This is a genomic window from Finegoldia dalianensis (genome assembly GCF_046255015.1).
In the GTDB taxonomy this organism is placed as follows: Bacteria; Bacillota; Clostridia; order Tissierellales; family Peptoniphilaceae; genus Finegoldia; species Finegoldia magna.
Genome location: NZ_JBDLBQ010000001.1, coordinates 174,729 through 197,092, shown reverse-complemented (window position 1 = coordinate 197,092; position 22,364 = coordinate 174,729). Strand labels below are relative to the sequence as shown.

Here is a 22,364-nt window from a genome sequence, read left to right as displayed (position 1 = left end):
CAAGAAAGCCTTCTTATTTTGCAATAGGAAGGCTTTTATTAATTTAGATTAGATTTTTATTTTTTAAATTCTTAACAACTTTCATACAAGCAAGTAATGCTTGATTATAACTTAGTGATCCTTGAAAATAAGCTACATATGGCTCTCTTAATGGACCGTCAGCTGAAATCTCTATACTAGAACCATCAATAAAGCTTCCAGATGCCATTATAACTTTATCATCATATCCTGGCATATCCCAAGGATAAGGAACTACGTGTGAATCTACAACAGATGATTCTTGAATAGATCTACAAAATTCAACAACTCTTTCTTCATTTTTTAAAATAATCGCACAAATTATATCACTTCTTTTATCTTCCACATCAGGTATTGTTTTAAATCCCAATTTTTTAAATACATGAGAAAATAATAATGCTGATTTCATAGCTTCTATTGTAATCTTGGGAGCCATAAATAACCCTTGCAGTGTGTTTCTAGTAGTGCCAAAAGTTATTCCTACTTCCTTCCCTATTCCTGGTGCTGTTAATGTATTCGCTACCCTATCGATGATGGATTTTTTACCAGCAATATATCCACCAGAAAGCGCTATTCCACCACCTGGATTTTTTATTAAAGATCCAGCAATAACATCACATCCAACCTCAATAGGTTCTTTGTATTCAGTGAACTCTCCGTAACAGTTGTCAACCATGATGATAATTTCGGGAAATTTTTCTTTGATAAATTTAGCCGCTTTTTCAATTTGTTCAATATTTATAGCATTTCTCAAGCTATATCCTGTTGATCTTTGAATAGCAATCATTTTTACCGAAGAGTCTATTTTAGATTCTACAGATTCTAAATCTATATTATTATCTACCAAATCGACATAGTCAAAGTCAATACCATACTCTTTTAAATTGCATGGTGAATTACCTTCTATGCCTATCACTTCTTGTAATGTATCGTAAGGCAAACCCGTAATATATAACAACTTATCTCCAGGTAATAATACGCCCTTCATCAATAAGCTTAAAGCGTGGGTTCCAGAAGCAATTGAAGGTCTAACAAGACAGTCTTCTGCCTTAAAAATATCCCTAAAAATCGCTTCACATTTATCTCTTCCAACGTCTCCATATCCGTATCCAGTTGTTGATGCAAAATCTGTAGCTTGTAACTTATTATCTTGGAAAGCTTTCAAAACCTTAAGTTGATTAACAAACTCCAAATTCTCCAATTCTTTAAATTTATCTGATAGTTGATTATTACTTTTTATTACTGTATCGTAGCTATAATCATCTACATCATACCATTCTTTTATTTTATCTTTTATCATATAACCATTCTTTCACATTTTCCAAACAAATTTTTTCAATATCTTCAAATTTTTTAAAATCTTTCAAATTCATCCAATGAATTCTTTCATCTTGTCTGAACCAAGTTAATTGTCTCTTGGCATATTTTCTGCTATTTTTTTTCATTAAACTAACCATATCTTTAAAAGAGATCTCATTATTCAAATACATGAAAGCTTCTCTGTAACCTATAGCTTGTATTGATTGGGAATTTTCATCTGTCATTTCATAAATGTACTTACATTCGGCCATAAAGCCTTCATCGATCATATCATCCACTCTTTGATTAATCCTTTCATAAAGGATATGTCTATCATCATTTAATCCAATTATATAAAAATCATAATCATCGTTATAATGATCGAATTTGTCATTTATTTCGCTAAATTTATGACCAGTAAGCTTATACACTTCAATTGCTCTAATAACACGTCTGACATTGTTCATATGAATTTTATTTGCCGACTCAGTGTCTATATCTTCTAAGATTTCGTGAAGTTTTTGATTACCTTGTGATTCTGCAATATTTTCCAATTCATATCTTAATTTTTCATCAGACTTAACAGTGTTAAACTCTAATTTATGTGTTATAGAATTGATATATAATCCTGTTCCTCCAACAATAATTGGAATTTTGTTTTTAGATGAAATTTCTTCAATTTTTTCTATGCAAAGGATTTGAAATTGCTCTACATTAAAATTCTCATCTGGTTCAACTATATCTATCAAATGATGTTTTATTTCTTTCTGATATTTTAGTTCGACTTTTGCAGTACCAATATCCATATACTTATAGATTTGCATAGAATCTGCAGAAATAATCTGACTGTTTAATCTTTTTGCTAAAAAAATACTCAACCTGGTCTTCCCTACTCCAGTAGGTCCGACGATTACAATACATTTTTTTTTCATTTTATCCTCATAAACATTTTTTCTAAATCTTTTTCATTCATTTCAATAAAAGTTGGCCTTCCATGAGGACAAGTTAATGGATATTCACATTTAAATAAATCTTCTAAAAGTTTAATTATTTCAAAGTTACTTAATGTATCGCCGGCTTTTACGCTCATTTTACAAGATCTCTTTATTACTTTAGACTCTATTACGTCAAAAGGATCATTTGAATTCTTAGCAATAGTATCCAAAATATCAGTAAATAAAAACTCAGCATTTGAATTTCCAAATAAATAAGGAACAGCACGAATAACAACGGAATCATCTGAAAAAACATCACTTTCATATCCCAATTCTTCAAATATATTCTTGTTATTCGTATATATTTCCATTAATTCATCAGTTAAAGATATATTAATTGGAAAAGCTAAATTTTGAGATATTACTTCTTTATCTTGGATTTGTTTTGTTAATTTTTCATAATTAATTCTCTCATGACATGCATGTTGATCAAACAAATATATTTTACTGTCAAACTCATCCTTAGCTAAAATATACGTTTTGAATAAAACTGTTAGTATATCAAATTTTTCATATTTTTTTAAAGAAGATTCAACTTTAATTTGTTCACTATCTTTATTAAATAAATTATTTTGATTTACTATCTTGTTAGCACCAAAAAAATCTTCGGTAGTTTTTGGCTTTCTGATAATATCTTCTGCTTCATCTTTATATTTTATATTTCTCAAATTGCTTAATTTTGAATTATCATTAAAAAGGTTATAAGAATAAGTTGGCTCTGATACCTTATCGTATTTATAGTTAGTTAAGTTAGAATCAGATTCAAAATAATTTTTTCTTAAATCTTTGTACTTGTCATCATCAGGAATTGACTGGCTAATATTTGCAATTCGTGAATTATTTTCTAATAAAAATCTAACTTTTTTATTAAGATCTTCCAATATTTCATCTAAAATAGAAATTTTAACTTTTTGTTTATTTGGATGAACATTAACATCTACAAGCTTTGGATTTATTTCAAAAAACAACCAAAATAATGGAAATCTTCCATTAGGTATTACAGATTTATAATTAGATTCTACAGTATTTCTTATGTCTTCAGATTTAACAAATCTTCCATTTAGAAATATATATTGCATTTGTCTATTAGCTCTATACAAATTATTATTTGAAATATAGCCATGGATTTTGTAATCTCGTGAATTTATATCTATATCAATTAAATTATTTGACATCGAAGTACCAAATAAGTTAATAATATTCTCCCTAATTGAAGAATTCTTTTTAGTCTCAAACAGAGTTTTGTTATCCTTAATGTATTTAATTGAAACTTCTGTATTGCAAATAGCAAATTTGTACATTGTAGTTGTTATTAGATTTGCTTCTGTCTGGTCTGACTTCATAAATTTTTTTCTTACAGGCACATTGTAAAATAGATCCTTGATTATTATCTTAGTTCCTACATTCATTGCAACATCAGATTCACTTATAACCTTTGAATTTCTAAACTCAACTTTCTTCCCTATTTTTTCTGATTTTGTTCTCGTACTAACAGAAAGTTTACTCACAGCAAGAATACTAGCTAACGCTTCTCCTCTAAAACCTAATGTCCTTATATCATACAAATCATCAAATTTTTCAAGCTTACTAGTTGAGTGTCTTTTAAATGCTAATTCTATTTCATTTTTTTCAATTCCAGAACCATTATCGCTAACAGATATAAAATCTTTCCCACCATTTTTAATTTCTACAACAATGGTATCACTTCCAGCATCTATAGAGTTTTCAACCAACTCTTTTATAACTGAAACAGGTCTTTCAATAACTTCACCTGCTGCGATTTTTTGAATTGTATCTTCTGACAATAACTTAATCATCTTTATCACCTAATTTCGAAGCCTTAATAACAAGCTCATTCAAAAGTTGTAGGGACTGAAGAGGAGTAATCTCATTTATATTAATACTTTTAATTTCATCCTTGAAATTTTCCAATTCATTAATGTTTTTTTCATCGTCATCATCGTTATTAACTGTAAAATCTGCAATTGGCAAATCAATTTTAGTATCTTCCTTGTCAATTTCTTTTAAAATTGATTTTGCACGTTTTATGAGAGTCTTTGGCATTCCAGCTAACTCAGCTACTTCAATACCATAGCTTTTATCAGTCGAACCTCTACTTATTTTTCTTAAAAATATAATAGAGTCATTAGTTTCTTTTATATCGACTTTCATATTAATGAGATTATCCAACTTTTTTTCTAATTCTGTAAGTTCATGATAATGAGTTGCAAACAAAGTTTTTGCTTTTATATTCTTTGAAATATATTCAACGATAGCCCACGCAAGACTAAGTCCATCAAATGTCGATGTACCTCGACCTATTTCATCTAGAACTAACAAACTATTTGAAGTAGCATACTTGATAATATTGCTCATTTCTTTCATTTCTACCATGAAAGTAGATTCACCTTTAAATAAATTATCGCTTGATCCAATTCTTGTGAAAATCTTGTCCACAATCGAAATATTTGCCTTGGTAGCGGGTACGAATGAACCAATTTGGTTCAATATGCAAATTAGGGCTACTTGTCTAAGATACGTAGATTTACCACTCATATTAGGTCCAGTAATTAACTGTATATCATTTTTCCCTGATCCTATTAAAATATCATTAGCTATAAATTCAGATTGACCCACACTTAACTCCACTATAGGATGCCTGGATTCTAGTACATCAATTAATCCATAAGTATTGATATCAGGCTTAATATAATTATTCAAATAAGCACATTTAGCAAGTGAATTTGACACATCAATGATTGCAATCAGATCAGCTGATTTTTTTATTCTAGACAAATTCTCTAGAATCATTTTTCTAATATTCTCAAATATCTTATATTCAAGTTCAAAGATTTCATCCTCAGAATCTAATATTTTTGATTCTATAGCTTCTAATTGTTTAGTCTTAAATCTTGATGAATTAGTTAATGTTTGTCTTTTTTCATAATCATCTCCAACTTTATTTAAGTTAGATTTGGTTACATCTATGAAGTAACCAAGTTTTTTATTAAATACAATTTTTAAGTTTTTAATTCCTAATCTATCTTTTTCAGACATTTCGTATTCTACTAATTCATTTTTTCCATTCACCCTGTTATATCTCAACTGATCCAATTCAGTAGAAAAATTAGATTTTATTAAGTTTCCTTCTGTCAAAGTTATTGGAGGATCATCAACTATTGATTTATCAATTAAATCGTATATATCTTGTAAATCATCTAATTTTTCTCCTAATAATTGCATGTTTTTCTTATTGCAATTTAAAAGATTTTTTAAATAAGGAATCTTTTCAATAGAAACCTTTAGAGCAATTAAATCCTTGGCATTGGCACTTTTATATGATAATTTAGCTATCAGCCTATCCAAATCGTATATACCATCTAGGCAATCTTCTAAATTAACTAATAACTCATAATCTTCAAAAATTTCTTCAACTCTATTTTGTCTAGTTAGAATTTCTTCTTTATCCATCAATGGTCTTTCTAGATAACTATGCAATAGTCTAGATCCCATAGAAGTTTTTGTATGATTCAATACTCCGAACAAACTACCATTTTTAGAATTTGTATATAAGTTTTTTTGAATTTCTAGATTAATAACGCTATTAGAATCAATTTCCATAAACTCATTAATATAATATTTACTAGAGCTATTGATATGAACTAAATCCTCTTGATATCTGAATACATATTTTAATAAATTCGCAACACAAATATTAGTTGTTTCACTGTTGCTATTATCGTATTTTATCTTGCTATTAATGAAATCTAAAGCATTAGTGCTATTATTAACAGTTGTTAATACAATAGAAAACTTAGTTGCTATTGTTTCTAATGATTTAACAGAAAACTCATGATCATTAAATATTATTTCTTTTGGAGTAATTTTTGAAATCTCGTTTTCGATTATTTTATAAATATCATCAGATGTATTATTAGTATACGAAATATTACCTGTTGAAATATCTATATATGAAATAGCTACTTCATTTAATTTTCTTGAAATACTCATCAAGTAATTAAAATTTCCAGTGTCAGAATTTTCATTTTCTATTACTGTAGCAGGAGTATAGATTTTAATGATTCCTCTTTTAACTAAACCTTTTACCAATTTAGGATCTTCAAGTTGTTCACATATAGCAACCTTATATCCTTTTGATACCAATTTATTAATATATACATCACTCACATGGTAAGGAATACCACACATTGGACATTTTTGGTTTTCTCCACAGTCTCTTTGTGTCAAAACAATTTCAAGTTCTTTGGAAGCTAGTAATGCATCTTCAAAGAACATTTCGTAGAAATCTCCTAATCTAAAAAATAATATACAATCTTTGTTCTGTTCTTTTATTTCTTTGTATTGTTTAATCATAGGAGTATAACCCATATTAATCCACCATTTCCCCTGTTAATGCAAAAGAATTAAAATCTACAATTTTTGTATTTATTAATTTCCCTATATAAGATTTATCACATTTAACATTTACTAACTTAAATGTTCTAGTTCTTCCTGTCATTACTTCTGGATTATTCTTACTTTCCCCTTCAATTAATACTTCTTGTATAGTACCAAGGTATGATTTGTTCTTCTCGTAAAAAATCGGATAAGCAACATCCAAAAGTCTATCTAATCTATCTTGTTTTACATCTTCATCAACTTGATCTTCAAACAAGTCAGCTTTTGTTCCTGGTCTTCTGTTATATTTAAATGTAAAAGCTTGTTCGTATCCAACCTTTCTAACCACATCTAAAGTGTCTTGAAAATCTTCTTCTGTTTCTCCAGGAAATCCTACTATAATGTCTGTTGAAAAAGTAATTCCTTGTACGCTTTTCTTTAATTTTTCTATCTTCTCTAAGTAAGATTCCTTAGTATATCTTCTGTGCATTCTTTCTAAAACCGAATTTGACCCAGCTTGAAAAGGTAGATGAATGTTTTCGCAAACTTTATCTAATTTACCCATAGCGTCAATTAATTCATCCGAGATATCTTTAGGATGACTTGTCAAAAATCTTAATCTTTCAAGTCCTTCAACATCATTAACCTTAGTTAATAATTCTGTAAACGTAACAGGTTTATCAAGAGTTTTTCCGTAAGAATTTACATTTTGCCCAAGTAAAGTTATATCTTTATAGCCTTGATCTACCATTCTTTTCACTTCAGATAAAATACTTTCAACAGATCTACTTTGTTCTCTACCTCTTGCATAAGGGACTATGCAATAAGTGCAAAAGTTATTGCATCCTGTCATTATATTTACATATCCAACATATTCATTGTCTCTTTTGATAGCAATATCTTCGTCAATATCATCTTTTCTTTCAATATCTACAACTAATTTTCCGCTGCTTAGGTGTCTATCTATAAGATATGGTAATGAATTTATGTTATTTACTCCAAAGACTATATCTACCTGTGGATATCTTTCTCTAATTATATCTCTTGCTGGACCAGTCTGCATCATACATCCACATACAGCGATTAGCATATCGGGATTCTCTCTTTTTAAGTTTTTTAATGCTCCCAATTGTCCATAGACTTTCATTTCTGCATTTTCTCTTACCAAACAAGTATTAAAAATTATAAAATCTGCATCTAATTTTTCATCAGATTGTTCAAACCCCATATTTTCTAGTAATGTTTTGATTTTTTCAGAATCATGCTCGTTCATTTGACAACCATGAGTAATTATCGAATAAGTTGGGGTATGTTGGTGTCTATTTATAAATAAATTAACATAAGAATTTGAAGGCAATTTATTATTGTTTTCTTCCATTTAAATCTCCTTTATAAAATATAAGCCATCGATATTCGACAGCTTATAAATAATTTCTATATTTTAATTAATGTAATTGTTATATTATCATCAGATTTATTAATTACATTTTTTAATAATGTATTGCATTTTTCTTTTACGTTTAAGTTTGATTTCAAAATATATTCAATACTCCTATTATCAATGAATTTGTAAAAACCATCTGTCGCCATTAATATTTGGTCATCATCGCTTAATTCTTTAATTATATAATCAGGTTTATCCATACTCAAAAAACCAAGTCCTCTTGTTATAGCATTTTTAAGATTTTCATTGTTTTTTACAACATGGTCTTTTGATATTTGATAAAACCCATATTCATTTTGTAAATAAGCTCTGCTATCTCCAACATTAAATAAATACATCGTATTTTCTTTAATAATAGAGGCTAAGAATGTTGTTCCTATATTATTTAGACAATTATTTGAATTTGAGAAATCCAAAATTTTATAACCTGCATGATGAATTGATCCATAAATCAAATCTTTCATGCTAAGTTTTTCCTCATAATGATTTTTAAAACAAATCAAAAACTCTTCAACAGCAATTTCTGATGCTTTTTCACCATATTTGCATCCTCCCATTCCATCCGCTATTAAAAATATTTTAGAATCTTTGAAAGTTTCATTTTTAAAGTAGTCTTCATTTTTTTCTCTAAAATCACCCTTATATGAAATAGAAAAATACTCCATTTTATTCCCCACTGTTATTTTCGTTTTTTCTAGTATTTTCATTATCAAATTCTTGATTATTATTTGAATTAGAATCATTATTATTTATACTAGAGTTATCAGTTTCATCTTCATTAGGTCTTTCATTTTCTTCAGGTGGAGTGTATTCATCTTCAATAGTTTCTGTTTTTCTTATTTTACCAGAACTTACAGTTATAGTTATGAAATCTCCATTTTGAATTTTTCTTCCAGCATCAATACTTTGGGCAATTACTACACCTTCATCATATACTGAGCTTTTTTTGTATCTAACTTTCTTAACATTTACACCTAGATTAGATAGCTCTTTTTTAGCTTTTTTCAAATTTAAACCAATTAAGTTAATCATTGTGTCTTCTTTTTCTAATCCAAGTTCTACCTTAATTTTTTTCTTAAATAAAAGCTTATCGCCAACTTTTGGACTCTGACCAATAACCACATATTTATTAAAATCTGACTTGTCCACGCTTACTGATTTGTCCACAACTAATTCAATGTCATTTGCTGTAGCTTGGTCAACAGCAAGCCTTAAGTTTTTCCCAACATAATCAGGTGCTTTTGGCCTCAAATTATAACAAAAAATAATTACTGCAGCAGCAAAAAAAGCTAATAATACAGATGTAAAATACACTAAAAAAGACTTAAGATAATTATGTGATTTCTTTTTATTTTTTATCTCTTCTTCCTCAAATAAATTTTCATCTATTTTATAGGACATATTTTTCTCATGCTCATTTTTTAAATCTAATTTAATTGTATTATCTATAGAATCATTATTTGAACCTGTCATTTTATAATTATTAATTTCATTTAAATCTTTCATAATACCTTGTGTATCATCATAAGAATTATTTCTTAGCTTTTGATAAAAGCTATTCAAATTACTATTTTCTATATCTATATTAGAATTTTCCAGAATTTCTAATAATACGCTTATATTATAATTTAACTGAGATTTACTATCTCCAAAATTTTTACCATCAAAGTTTTTAAAAATATCAATCTTAAGATTATTATTTTCATCTACTAACATATTATAAATTCGTAAATTTCCAAAAAATATTCCATTATTTTCAGAATAAATTAAAGATAATAAAATCTTTCTTAAAATATCTAATATAAATGGCTCTGAAACATTCTTTCTTTTGAACAAATTATCCAATGATATTCCATCAAAAAACTCATAAGTTAAAAAACACTTATTATTAGAACTAATCATTAGGTCATACATTTCAAGAATATTAGGATGATGTAAGTTTGATAAAGATTTTAAATTATTTGATAATGAATCAAAATATTTTTTGTCGTTATAATCCTTGAAACTAAGGTATCTATTTAATTTTTTATCATAAGCTTTAAATGTAGTAGAAAATTTGTCTTCATTTATTTTTCTTTGAATTTCGTATCTACTATTTTCCACATTTACCTCCAGTATTCTCTTAATATTTTATCATAATTCAATAGCTAAAACAAAAAAAGCTCTCAAAAAATGAGAACTTAAATTTTACTGTTATTTATCAATATATGAAATTATTTCATTAGAGGTTTCGTCAATTGTTTTATCCGTAACATTAATTATTTTACAGCCTATCTTGTTCATAATTTCTTTTGCATAATCAAGCTCTTTTTCTATCCTTGAATCATCTGAGTAGCCTAATTGCAAACCAATTTTAGCCATTCGATTTTCTCTGATATTATTAAGTTTATCAGAGTCAATAATCAAACCAATAATTTTTTTCTTATCAACTTTGAATAATTCAGATGGGACTTCTACTTCTGGTAAAATTGGAATATTACATACTTTATAATTTTTGAATGCTAAATTTAAACTCAATGGCGTTTTTGAAGTTCTTGAAACTCCTATTAATATAATATCAGCTTTTAAAATACCAAATTTATCCTTACAATCATCATATTTTACTGCAAATTCTAAAGCTTCCATCTTTTCAAGATATTCTTGGTCAACTTTTCTATTTAATCCAATATCGAATTTAGGTTGTTGCTTAAAAAACTTACTTGAAACTAATATAGGATATGATAGAACATCTACTAAATAAATCGATTCATTCATTTCTGTTTTCTCAATCAAATAATTCAGCAAATCACGATCTACGATTGTTGAAAATATTAGGATTTCTCCATTAATTTCGTTTAATATTTCATCAATCTGTTCTCTTCTAATAATTTTTGAGAATTTTTTTATTCTAACATTTTTAATATCAAAATGAACTTTAACAGCATCCAAAACTTGATTCGCTGTTTCACCCGTGGAATCAGAAATAACTACCATGGTTTTATTCATAACATTCTCCTTAATTTATTTTCTTAAATACACCTTTGAAAATTAATTTATAGTAAGGTAAGTCTTCATCAGAACAGTTTGCTAATTTTTCTAATAAATTGCACAAATTATTGGTATCTAATTCCATCGGAGTATACTTGCACTCACTAGAGTTTACCTCCAACATCTTTATAATTTGAATCATTAACTTGCCATTGTTTTTTGTGTTTATGTCATGAAGATTAGTCAATAAACGATTTAACTTAAAAATATTTAAATTGTTATAATTTATCACATCAACTTCATCAAAATCATACCCTAATTTTATACATTCATCCCTGTAAACATCAAGAATAATTCCTTTTATACTTTTTTCAAAATACTCATAATCTACTATTCCCTTGTCTTGGAGAAATACATATAAGATTTTAGTAATAAAATCACTTAAATTAAAATCTAATTCTGATCTAAGTATTATTGAAATCACAGATGTTATAGTTTTTCTTAACTTATAATTATATTTAAAATTATCATCACTACTAGATATTATGTAAGACATAACATATTCCATTTTATCAGAAATTGCAACAATTCTAGCAGCAGTTGAATTTGGAATGTTTTCAGATATGAATCTCGGTTTAATGTGTTCATATACTCCGTCATAAACAGTTTTATCTTCGCCATCAGACTTAGCATATAGTTTTCCAATTAAGCCGTGTAAATAAGGACATTTTTGTACAATTCCAGTTGCTTTATCCGCTTTACATAAAAATGCTATCCTTCTAACAGAATCAATAGTTTCGTTACTAACTGATAGCATTTTACATAATTCAATTGATATCTTTATTAGTCTTTGAGTTTTGTCATAAAAGTTACCATAATTATTGATATAATTGACTGTTTTCAAATCCTCAACAAAGTCTTCAAGTTTTCTATCTGATTTTTGGTTTATCAAATTATTTATTTCTTCTAATTTGTCATTAATTTCTTTAATCAAAATATGGGAATCTTCAGAACTCTTGTTTTTAGAGTAAACAAAAAAGTTTGAACTATTACCGTTATCGAATTCCATTGGTAATACCGTAAAATTCTCCATCAAAACTGTATAAAGTATTGATTTATCGATACACAAATATTTTTCGTCAAATGATCCTTCAACGCTTACAGGATAATCAAATTTATTTGCGTATTCGTTGAGTATGCTTTTGTTATTAATAATTGAACAACCATTTGCTCTAGCAAGTTTATTAGCGCTTTTTTCAAATGATTGTAATCTTTCTTCTTTTTTTAATATTATTTGATTTTTTCGTAACTCTGAAGAAAAATTGTTAAAAGTAGAAGAATTAACTAAGCTGTCATCTTTATCTTCTTTTAAGCCTTTGAATTCTATTGTTTTCTTTTCTTTTTCATTAAAAATTTTAATGTACAAGATAGACTCTCTAAATGATAAACTTTCAGAATCATATTTGTATTTGAAATTTACCGAATCAATAGCTTTATTTATTACATTTTCGTAATTTTCTAGTGTATATCCTAGATTTTCTATATTAGTAATGTAAATAAAAAAATGATCTTTTATTGTATCCAAATCTATATTTGAATATACTAATTGCAGTTTTTTTAATTCTTTTCTTATTTTTTCGTCAAGTGATCTATTTATAAATCCTATAAAATTCTCGGGAATATTATTAGTCACTATATCTATTAATAAGTTATACATTATTTCTCCTTATAAATATTCAAGGTAGCCTAATGACCCCAAATATTCAATTCCAAAATTGTTCATCGTGTATTTTAACAAAAATTTTAAAATTTCGTTTTCATTTATAGATTCATACTTTTTATTAACTATGTCATCATACCTATTTTTCATTAAGTATATCATATATTTTGCGTGTAAATTATCTATTTGGTAGTATTCTCCGTCAGAATCTACAAATCCACCATCTAAATAAAACCTGTTGTGACTATTTTGATAAAACATACTAGGTTGATATCCAAGATATGATACAAGTTTCAAAATAAACGCATTTATTAAAGCGTATTGATCTTCAGAATATTTGGATAAGAATATTACTGTTTTCAATATCAAAGCGTATACTTTTTCATTGCAAACTTCATTGTAAAAAATTGACTTTATTAAATCAACTATAACCAAACTAAATAATTCTGATTTATAGTTTGTTCTTATATTAAAATTAGAGTTAATTAAATCATAATCCACTAAATAATAGAATTGATTTCCTTTTTTTAAGGTAAAATCATTCACTGACAGAACATTAAATTCTATAATTGATTTCATGGAATTAATATTATTGATGAAAATTCCAATAATACCTTCTTCTTTACTGAAAACATTCAAAATTATAGAATTTTCTCCATAAATTATATGCTCCAACACAATAGCTTGTGTCTTGATGTAATCTTGTTCCATTAGTTATAACCCAAATACCTTAATCTAGAATCTTTATTTCTCCATTCTTCATCTATTTTAACCCATAGTTTTAGATTTACTTTTGCGTCTAATAATTGTTCAATATCAATTCTGGCATCAGTTCCAATTTTTTTAATCATTGATCCTTTTTTACCAATTACCATGCCCTTATGGCTTTTTTTCTCAACAATAATAGTAGCATCTATATCAATTAGATTCTTATCTTGTCTTTCTTTGAATTTTTCAATAGTTATAGCTATTCCATGTGGTAATTCATCAGATAAATTTATTAGTGCTTTTTCCCTAATTAGTTCTTGTACAATTTGTCTAATAGGTTGATCTGTTACGCTATCTTTGTCATAATACATTGGCCCTTCAGGCAAATTATTTTTTAAAGAAGTTAAATAACCTTCTACATTATCCCCATTTAATGCACTTATTGGAATTATTTCTTCAAATATTCCAACTTTACTGTACATTTCTACTATTTCATTGACATTATCGCTTGATATTTTATCTGTTTTATTGATTAGTAGAATGATTTTTGTATTAACTAATTTTAATTTTTTAATAATTTCAGAGTCTAGCTTTCCTATTTCTTCAGTAGTATCTACGATATATGTTATAACATCAACTTCGTTCAAAGTTGACATCGATACTTTAAGCATATAATCTCCAAGTTTATTTTTTGGTGTTTGTATCCCTGGAGTATCTAAAAATATTGCTTGCATATTTTCGTCAGTATATATCAATTGTATTTTATTTCTAGTAGTTTGAGGTTTGTCAGAAATAATTGTTAGTTTTTCTCCTAAAATTCTATTCAAAAGAGTTGATTTCCCCACATTACTTCTACCTATAACTGAAACAAATCCAGATTTAAACATTTACATCATCTCCACTAAAACCATGAGGTAATAAATCTTCAATATTATAAATTTTATACTCATTTTCATTTTTAGCTATTATTATTTTGGTATCTTCGTTAGAAAATTCTTTAATTACTTGTCTACAAACACCACAAGGATACGTAAAATCAGAATCTCCAATTATTAAAATAGTATCTATTAATTTAAATCCTTCAGAAACCATCTTCGAAATTGCTGTTCTTTCAGCACAAATAGTCGGACTGAATGAAGCATTTTCAATATTACAACCTCCATAATAGTTTCCTTCCTTGTCTTTGACACAACATCCTACGTTGTAATTAGAATATGGCGTGTATGCGTTTTGTTTATATTGCAATGCAATTTTATACATTTTATTAATTTCCATAATACTCCTAAATAATTACTTTAAATAATAATATTGCCACTAATGTCCCAATTATACCACCAACTATAACTTGACTCAGTGTATGAATTTTTCCTTCTACTCTACTTTCTGCAACCAAAAAAGCTATAAAATATGATAGTATTGTCACTAATGTATTATTAGCAAGAAGAGCAATTATTGTAGCGCTGCAAAAAGAAACCGATGCGTGACCACTCACGCTTCCACCTTGCAAATAAGTCCATTTATTCTGATATATAAAACTTTTTAAAACTAAAGTTATAACAACTACCAAAATCAAAGCTATAAATGTCAAATGAGTTGGTGAGTTCTGCAATTTTATAACTGCTGTATGACTAAGTGGTACAATCCTATCATAAAACATAAAATAACCTACAAAAATAGAATTAAAAGCAGCTAGTAGTACAGCCCCTGCACCTACATCTTTTGCTATTTTTGCTTTATCATCATACTTGTCATAAATCAAATCAACAATCGTTTCAATGGCGGTGTTAATCATTTCTGCCATTAATATAAATGTTATAGTTATGCACAAACAAGCCATTTCTACCCTTGATAAGTCAAACATTAATGATGCAATCATAACCAGAACGGTCATCAAAATGTCAGTTCTAAAATTTCTTTCATTTTTCAAACAATGAATAATTCCATCCATTGCATATTGAAAACTAGTAATAAAAGAAGTATTTTTAGAAATATTTTTATCCTTTGACTTCCTAATTAAATTCTTCATCTTTATAGATACCTATTTCTTTCAAGGCCGATTTTTCTTTATTTCTCATAATAATTTTATCACTTTCATCAATATGATCATAACCCAACAAATGAAACATAGAATGTACAACCAAGTACACAATTTCTCTTTTAATAGAATGATTGTATTCTTTAGCTTGTTCTAAAGCTCTTTTGCAGCATATAATAATATCACCCAAAAGATTTGTTTGAACTTGAAAATCATCTTCTAAAGGAAAGCTCAACACATCTGTTACACTATCTTTATTTCGATAATCTCTATTAAGTTCTTTAATTTCTTCTTCACTAACAAATGACAAAGATATCTCATAATTATCATCATTTAATTCTTGAAGCAAACATATTTTTATTGAGTTTTCAATATTCGATCTTAATTCATCATCAATTTGAAAATCATCTTGTCTATTACTTATCTGTATTATCATAATTTGACCTATTGTTATCTAATTTTTCATAAGCTCCAATAATTTTTTGTACTAGTGGATGTCTTACAACATCTGTTTTTTCAAATTCTAAAAAGCTTATTCCTTTTATGTCCCTAAGAATATTAGTCGCAACTAGTAATCCTGATTTTTTACCTCTTGGTAAATCTACTTGTGTAATGTCTCCCGTTACTATAGCTTTTGAACCATATCCTATTCTAGTTAAAAACATCTTCATTTGTTCATTGGTAGTGTTTTGCGCTTCATCTAATATAATATATGCATTATCTAAAGTTCTACCTCTCATATATGCCAATGGTGCTACTTCAATCAATCCTCTTTCTTTGAATTTTTCAAAATTTTCATAACCTAGTATATCAAACATAGCATCGTATATTGGTCTTAGATAAGGATCAATTTTTTCTTGAAGATCTCCCGGCAAAAATCCTAAACTTTCTCCAGCTTCTACAGCAGGTCTAGTTAAAATTATCCTATCCACTTCATTATTCCTAAATGCATTTATTGCCATCGCCATTGCCAAATAAGTTTTTCCTGTACCGGCAGGACCTATTCCAAAAACAATATCATTTTTATTAATCATTTCAACATAATTTCTTTGATTTACAGTTTTTGGCTTTAAAGGTTTACCTTTTGAATTGTAACAAATTATATAGTCCTTAATTTTTGAAATATTTTCTTGTTTTATTTTTTCTAAGTTAGAAAGCAAATAATCCAAATCTTGATCTGTTATTTCATTCCCGGATAAAGTATGTGTATTTAATGATTCTAAAAGATTACTAGCACTTTCAATATTCAAATCAGAACCACTAATTAGAATACCTTCTTCAGAAATCTTTAATATAACATCACAAGCTTCTTCAATTTTTTTTGCATTTTTTTCTAATTGACCAAAAATAAATGTTATTAATTTTTCATTATTAGTTTTGTAAATTAAATGTTTATCCATAATCACTCCATTTATCTAATTATAACATATCACTAAAAATCAAATAAACTTATTTGGTTTTCGTTTTGTAAACCATCTAAAACACCGTGGTTTTCTAGTATTTCTAAAGCTGTTTTATTAACTTTCGTTCTCATAGTAAAATCTTGTTTTGAAATAAAATCACCCTTTTGTATTTCTTCAAAAATAGCAATAGAGTTTGCATCGCTAACCCCTTCTAGTGCATTAAAAGGAGGTTGAATGAATCCTTTTTCTAATACTTTGAACCTAGCCTTATCAGATTTATACAAGTTAACTCTTGATTGTTTTATTCCTCTGCAATACATTTCTTCTGCTACTTCTAATACAGAGTATTTGTTACTATCCTTTGCTGTCATCTTAGAATTTGATTCTTTGTATTTATCCTTCAAAGATTGCATTTCTTCTCTAATTGAACTTAATCCTCTCACAATAACATCACCTGGATAATCTTGTAATTTTATAGTAAAAAATGTCGAATAAAAAGCTTCTGGATAGTGTACTTTAAAATAAGCAATTCTGTAACTCATCATAACATAAGCTACGGCGTGCGCCTTAGGGAAAAGATATTCAATTGTTTTACAAGATTCAATATACCAATCTGGAACACCATTTTCAGTCATATAATTTAGTGTATCCTCATCAAGAAGTCTATTTTTTCTTACTGTTTCCATTATTTTAAATGATCTTTTCTTTTCAAGGCCTTTATTTATTAGATAAATCATAATATCATCTCTTGTACAAATAGTATCCTTTAATTCAACAACACCATCTCTTATTAGATCTTGTGCATTATTTAACCATACATTTGTACCGTGAGATAATCCAGAAATTCTAACTAACTCAGAAAAAGTTTTTGGGGTTGTATCTCTTAACATTCCTCTTACAAAGTTTGTACCAAACTCTGGTATTCCTAACGTTCCTATATCTAAACCATCGATTAATTCTTCAAAGTGTAAAGCATCTATCGATGAAAAAATACTCATAGTCTCTTTATCATCCATAGGGATAGTTAATGGATCCACTCCTGTCATATCCGATAACATTTTTATAATTGTTGGAACATCGTGTCCAAGCAAATCAAGCTTTAAAATCCTCCCACTTATAGACTTATAATTGAAATGAGTAGTAATAATGTCACTATTAACATCATCAGCGGGATGTTGAACTGGACAAAAATCTTCAATATCCTTATCTCTTGGAACTATCATTACTCCACCCGGATGTTGACCCGATGTTCTTTTAACTCCCAAGATTCCTTTTTGTAAATATTTTATCTCTGAATTATTAATGTATTCGTTTTTATCTTCGAAATATTTCTTAATATATCCATAAGCTGTTTTATCGGAAATTGTACCAATAGTTCCAGCTCTAAATACCTTTCCTTCTCCAAATAATTCTTCAGTATATTTGTGAACAGTAGGTTGATATTCCCCAGCAAAGTTCAAATCAATATCTGGCTCCTTATCACCATCAAATCCTAAGAAAACTTCGAATGGTATATTATGACCTTCCTTTTTTAATGGTTGTCCACATACAGGACAGGTTTTATCTTCAAGGTCCACTCCCGATCCAATATTTTCATCATGTATAAACTCAGAATGTTTGCAGTTTTCACAAATATAATGCGGAATTAAAGGATTAACTTCGGTTATATCAGCCATTGTCGCAACAAAGCTTGAGCCTACAGATCCTCTTGATCCAACCAGATATCCATCTTCATTGCTTTTCTTTACTAATTTTTGAGCGATAATATATAATACGGCATATCCATTTGAAATTATAGATGACAATTCACGTTCTAATCTATTTTCAACAATCTCTGGTAAATCATCGCCATATATACTTCTAGCTTTTTTATAAGTCATTTCTCTTAATTCTGTATCAGAGCCTTCAATAACTGGTGGAAAAGTTCCATCTGGTATTGGCTTAATATCATTTAGCATTTCTGAAATTTTTATGGTATTATCTATTACTATTTCCTCAGCCACATCTTTTTCTAAAAAGCTAAATTCATTTATCATTTCATCAGTTGTTCTGAAAAACAACGTAGGGAATTTTTCGCCATAAATTTTTCTAGGTTGACCTTCTAATATTATATTTCTAAAAATATAGTCCGTTTTTTCGAAGTATTTTGCATAAGAATCTGCAACAAGAGGTTTATTGTGCTTTTTTGATAAATCATATAGTTTTCTAGTTAATTCTTCACAACTTTTTAAGTTAAAGCTCATTCTTTTTGACTTTACTCCATCATAATAAAGTGGTGGTTGAACCTCCAAAAAATCATACCTTGAAATAATCTCATCTAATTTTTCATCTGATTCAAATCCAAGTATTGCTTTTATTAATTCTCCATCTTCGTTTCCAGATCCAATTACAAGACCTTCTCTTCTTTTATTCAATTCAGATTTTGGTATTCCACCTTCTCTGTAAAAATATTTTAAATTAGAAGCAGTCACAAGTTTATACAAGTTTTTCAAACCTACTAAGTTTTTAGCGTATATTGTTGCAATATGAGATTCTCTTTTAGATATGCTCCAATCAGAATCCATTTTATTTATATTGATATCAAATTTAACTCCTCTTTTTTCAAGATCTTTGACCATACAAATGAATACTTCTCCTGTTGCTCTTGCATCATCACAAGCTCTGTGATGGTTGAATAAATTAACGTTGTATTTTTTTGTCAAAGTATCAAGTTTATGATTTTTGAGATGAGGTTCCAATGCCCTTGCAAAAGCTAGTGTGTCTATATATGTTCTTACGGGTTTAATTCTCAAATCAAGACAATTTTTCTTGATAAATCCCATATCGAAATCTGCATTATGTGCTATTAAAGTGCAGTCACCAACAAATTTTAAAAACTCAGGTAATACTTCGTCTATTTTAGGCATATCTTTTACCATTTCATTTGTTATAGACGTTAATTCCGTTATTTTTTCTGGTATTGGAATTTCTGGATTAATTAACTGGTTAAATTCATCTACAATTTGATTGTCCACAATCTTTACAGCACCAATTTCCGTAATTTTTTCTGTTGCATTTGATAATCCTGTAGTTTCTATATCAAAAACTACAAATTCTTGCAAATTCATAGAATCATAAGGATTTGTTATTATCCTAAAATCATCTTCTATTATTTTAGCTTCCATTCCAAAAAGTGGTTTTATTCCATTTTTGCTACAAGCATCATACAATTGTGGATAACCTTGTACTACGGATTTATCCGTTAAACCCAGCGCTGGATGTCCCCATTTTTTTAGAGTTTTACAGCATTCATCCAAGTCAATAAATCCATCTAGTTGGCTCATTTGAGAATACATGTGTAGTTCTACACGTTTTTTCTCATATTCATCTTTTCTAGATTCCGGCTTTTCAACTTCTTGCATTTGTCTTATTGAAAAGGACTTTCCAGAAGTAAATCTATCAAATTCCAACCTTCCTGTTAATAAAAGATAAACTCCCGATTTCAATTTATCACCAAATGCTTCAAATTCTTTTTTCTTCAAAAATTTCTTTGCAAAAACAGCTCCACTTTCATCCCTTAGATCCAAAGAGATAATAAAACTTTCTCCATCTTTTATGCTTCTTATATCTACATCAATAATCTCAGCTCTGATACAAGTATCATCTTCATTTTCTATAATTTCTTTAATTTTAATTGGAGACTTGGTTATGTCTTTACCACATTTTATTCCCGTTTTTTTAACTTCTTCTTTTTCTTGCTTTGGAGTATCTTTTATGGATTTAGCTATTTTTTTTCGAATTGAATTATCGTACTCGATTAAATTTTGTCTATAATCATCGTTATCCTTTAACTCAACAATTTCAGATTTTACAGAATAACTTAAATTATATGATTTACTTATTAATTTTATTAATTCATTATCCTTTTGATTTGATATAAACTTATCCCTTATTTGCTCAAAATTAAAAATAAGTGAAATTTCAGAATCATTTATTTTTGAACTTTCGAAATCAATACAAGTAGAATATTCACAAAAATCATTTGATTTTAAAATTTTAATCAAAGCATCTTTTGAGAAATTGATTTTTGAATCTTCATATTCTGTAAAATTGATATTAATTTTTGCTATAAAATTTAATAAGTCTTTTTGTATAAATTCTGCCAAGTTGTCTTTATTCTCATCTTTTTGAACATTTATCAAACAATCTAACTCATCATTATCTTTATTGTAAGTTAATTTATCAATGTAAATTGGATATTTTGAATCATATTTTAGGCCGATTTTTTTTAATACATCGTTGAGTAATAAATGCATTTATAACCTCTCTATCTCTTCGATTAATACATCTAATAATTCTTCTTCCTTAACTTTTCGTACAATTTCTCCTTTTTTAAATATTAAGCCTACTCCATTTCCACCTGCTATACCAATATCAGCTTCTTTTGCTTCTCCTGGTCCATTTACAACGCAACCCATAATAGCAACTTTAATGTGTTTATCTATTTTATCCAATTTTTTTTCAGCTTCATTCACTATACTTATCAAATCAATCTTGGTTCTAGCACATGTTGGACATGAAATTATTTCAATTCCTTCATTTAATAAACCTAAACTCATTAAAATTTGTCTTCCTACAATAATTTCTTCTTTAGGATCACCAGTTAAAGAAACTCTGATAGTATCTCCAATTCCTTTTGACAAAATACTTCCTATTCCTACACTGGATTTGATAATTCCTTTAGTAGAAGGACCTGCTTCTGTTATACCGACATGTAGAGGATAATTACATAGCTCTGACATTTTTTCATAAGCTTTTATTGACATATTAACATTAGAAGATTTTAATGATAATTTGATATCATCAAATCCCATATCTTCAATCATTCTTATTTGATCAAGGCAACTATAACATATTGAATCCACATTTACTCCATGATATTTGTCAATGAATTTTTGATTAATAGATCCACTGTTTACACCAATTCTCATGGAAATTTTATGATGTTTGCAACAATCTACAATTTCTTTGACTCTATCTATTCCACCAATATTGCCAGGATTAATTCTGATACAATCACACCCGTTTTCAATTGCAGCTAATGCTAATTTGTGATGAAATTGAATGTCAGCAATAAATGGTATATTCGTCATACTTTTTATAATTGGTATCGCCTTAGCATCTTCCAAATCATTAATTGCACTTCTAGAAATATCACATCCTATAGATTCAAATTCTTTAATTTGTTTAACAGTGCTTTCAACATCTTTTGTATCGGTATTAGTCATAGATTGAACTGTAACTCTTGCTCCATTTCCCACAGCAACATTTCCTACGTAAATTCTTTTTGTATCTTCTCTTTTCATTACTTCACCTTTCAAATTTAAAAAGGCCCATA

17 protein-coding genes are annotated in these 22,364 nt (G+C 27.8%); all 17 read right to left on the bottom strand.

Translation table 11 applies throughout. The features are described 5' to 3' along the window. Positions 1–43: 43 nt before the first annotated feature. The gene (locus ABDJ34_RS01110) at positions 44–1,318 is read right to left on the bottom strand and encodes a methionine gamma-lyase family protein (protein WP_412701093.1); all 1,275 of its coding nucleotides are present in this window, start codon (positions 1,316–1,318) and stop codon (positions 44–46) included. Beyond that, positions 1,305–2,249 (bottom strand): tRNA (adenosine(37)-N6)-dimethylallyltransferase MiaA, encoded by a 945-nt coding sequence (miaA, locus tag ABDJ34_RS01105; protein WP_353317158.1) that lies wholly within the window; start codon positions 2,247–2,249, stop codon positions 1,305–1,307. Before miaA ends, ABDJ34_RS01110 begins: the two co-directional genes overlap by 14 nt. Further along, positions 2,246–4,129 carry a DNA mismatch repair endonuclease MutL gene (mutL, locus tag ABDJ34_RS01100; protein ID WP_412701092.1) on the bottom strand — a complete coding sequence of 628 codons (1,884 nt, stop codon included), beginning with the start codon at positions 4,127–4,129 and terminating at the stop codon, positions 2,246–2,248. Before mutL ends, miaA begins: the two co-directional genes overlap by 4 nt. After that, on the bottom strand, positions 4,122–6,701 hold the full coding sequence (gene mutS / locus ABDJ34_RS01095) for a DNA mismatch repair protein MutS (protein WP_412701091.1): 2,580 nt from the start codon (positions 6,699–6,701) through the stop codon (positions 4,122–4,124). The genes mutL and mutS overlap by 8 nt, the downstream gene beginning before the upstream one ends. 1 nt (position 6,702) lies before the next feature. Continuing rightward, complete coding sequence (gene miaB, locus ABDJ34_RS01090) at positions 6,703–8,088, bottom strand: tRNA (N6-isopentenyl adenosine(37)-C2)-methylthiotransferase MiaB (protein WP_412701090.1); 1,386 nt, start codon at positions 8,086–8,088, stop codon at positions 6,703–6,705. A 56-nt stretch (positions 8,089–8,144) separates the two neighbouring features. Then, entirely contained in the window at positions 8,145–8,819 is a 675-nt protein-coding gene (locus ABDJ34_RS01085; protein ID WP_412701089.1) for a protein phosphatase 2C domain-containing protein, read from the bottom strand. Between the two features lies 1 nt (position 8,820). Continuing rightward, positions 8,821–10,257, bottom strand: a complete 1,437-nt coding sequence (locus tag ABDJ34_RS01080; protein ID WP_353317153.1) for a PASTA domain-containing protein — start codon at positions 10,255–10,257, stop codon at positions 8,821–8,823. A gap of 90 nt (positions 10,258–10,347) precedes the next feature. After that, a complete protein-coding gene (locus ABDJ34_RS01075) occupies positions 10,348–11,139 on the bottom strand; it encodes a pyruvate, water dikinase regulatory protein (protein ID WP_353317152.1) in 792 nt (263 codons plus the stop codon). A gap of 10 nt (positions 11,140–11,149) precedes the next feature. After that, the gene (locus ABDJ34_RS01070) at positions 11,150–12,838 is read right to left on the bottom strand and encodes a glycine--tRNA ligase subunit beta (RefSeq protein ID WP_412701088.1); all 1,689 of its coding nucleotides are present in this window, start codon (positions 12,836–12,838) and stop codon (positions 11,150–11,152) included. 9 nt (positions 12,839–12,847) lie between these two features. Continuing rightward, positions 12,848–13,552 (bottom strand): DNA repair protein RecO, encoded by a 705-nt coding sequence (recO, locus tag ABDJ34_RS01065; RefSeq protein ID WP_412701087.1) that lies wholly within the window; start codon positions 13,550–13,552, stop codon positions 12,848–12,850. Then, complete coding sequence (gene era / locus ABDJ34_RS01060) at positions 13,552–14,436, bottom strand: GTPase Era (RefSeq protein WP_094205655.1); 885 nt, start codon at positions 14,434–14,436, stop codon at positions 13,552–13,554. The genes recO and era overlap by 1 nt, the downstream gene beginning before the upstream one ends. Next, on the bottom strand, positions 14,429–14,824 hold the full coding sequence (gene cdd / locus ABDJ34_RS01055) for a cytidine deaminase (RefSeq protein ID WP_094205654.1): 396 nt from the start codon (positions 14,822–14,824) through the stop codon (positions 14,429–14,431). The genes era and cdd overlap by 8 nt, the downstream gene beginning before the upstream one ends. A gap of 7 nt (positions 14,825–14,831) precedes the next feature. Continuing rightward, positions 14,832–15,497: a diacylglycerol kinase gene (locus tag ABDJ34_RS01050; RefSeq protein ID WP_265583425.1), complete on the bottom strand. Its 666-nt coding sequence runs from the start codon at positions 15,495–15,497 to the stop codon at positions 14,832–14,834. Between the two features lie 61 nt (positions 15,498–15,558). Further along, positions 15,559–16,020, bottom strand: coding sequence for an rRNA maturation RNase YbeY (gene ybeY, locus ABDJ34_RS01045; RefSeq protein WP_094224673.1), 462 nt, complete (start codon positions 16,018–16,020; stop codon positions 15,559–15,561). After that, positions 16,001–16,984, bottom strand: a complete 984-nt coding sequence (locus tag ABDJ34_RS01040; protein ID WP_316532495.1) for a PhoH family protein — start codon at positions 16,982–16,984, stop codon at positions 16,001–16,003. Before ABDJ34_RS01040 ends, ybeY begins: the two co-directional genes overlap by 20 nt. Before the next feature lie 32 nt (positions 16,985–17,016). Further along, complete coding sequence (locus tag ABDJ34_RS01035; RefSeq protein ID WP_353317148.1) at positions 17,017–21,282, bottom strand: PolC-type DNA polymerase III; 4,266 nt, start codon at positions 21,280–21,282, stop codon at positions 17,017–17,019. Then, positions 21,283–22,332 carry a flavodoxin-dependent (E)-4-hydroxy-3-methylbut-2-enyl-diphosphate synthase gene (gene ispG, locus ABDJ34_RS01030; protein WP_353317147.1) on the bottom strand — a complete coding sequence of 350 codons (1,050 nt, stop codon included), beginning with the start codon at positions 22,330–22,332 and terminating at the stop codon, positions 21,283–21,285. Positions 22,333–22,364 lie beyond the last annotated feature (32 nt).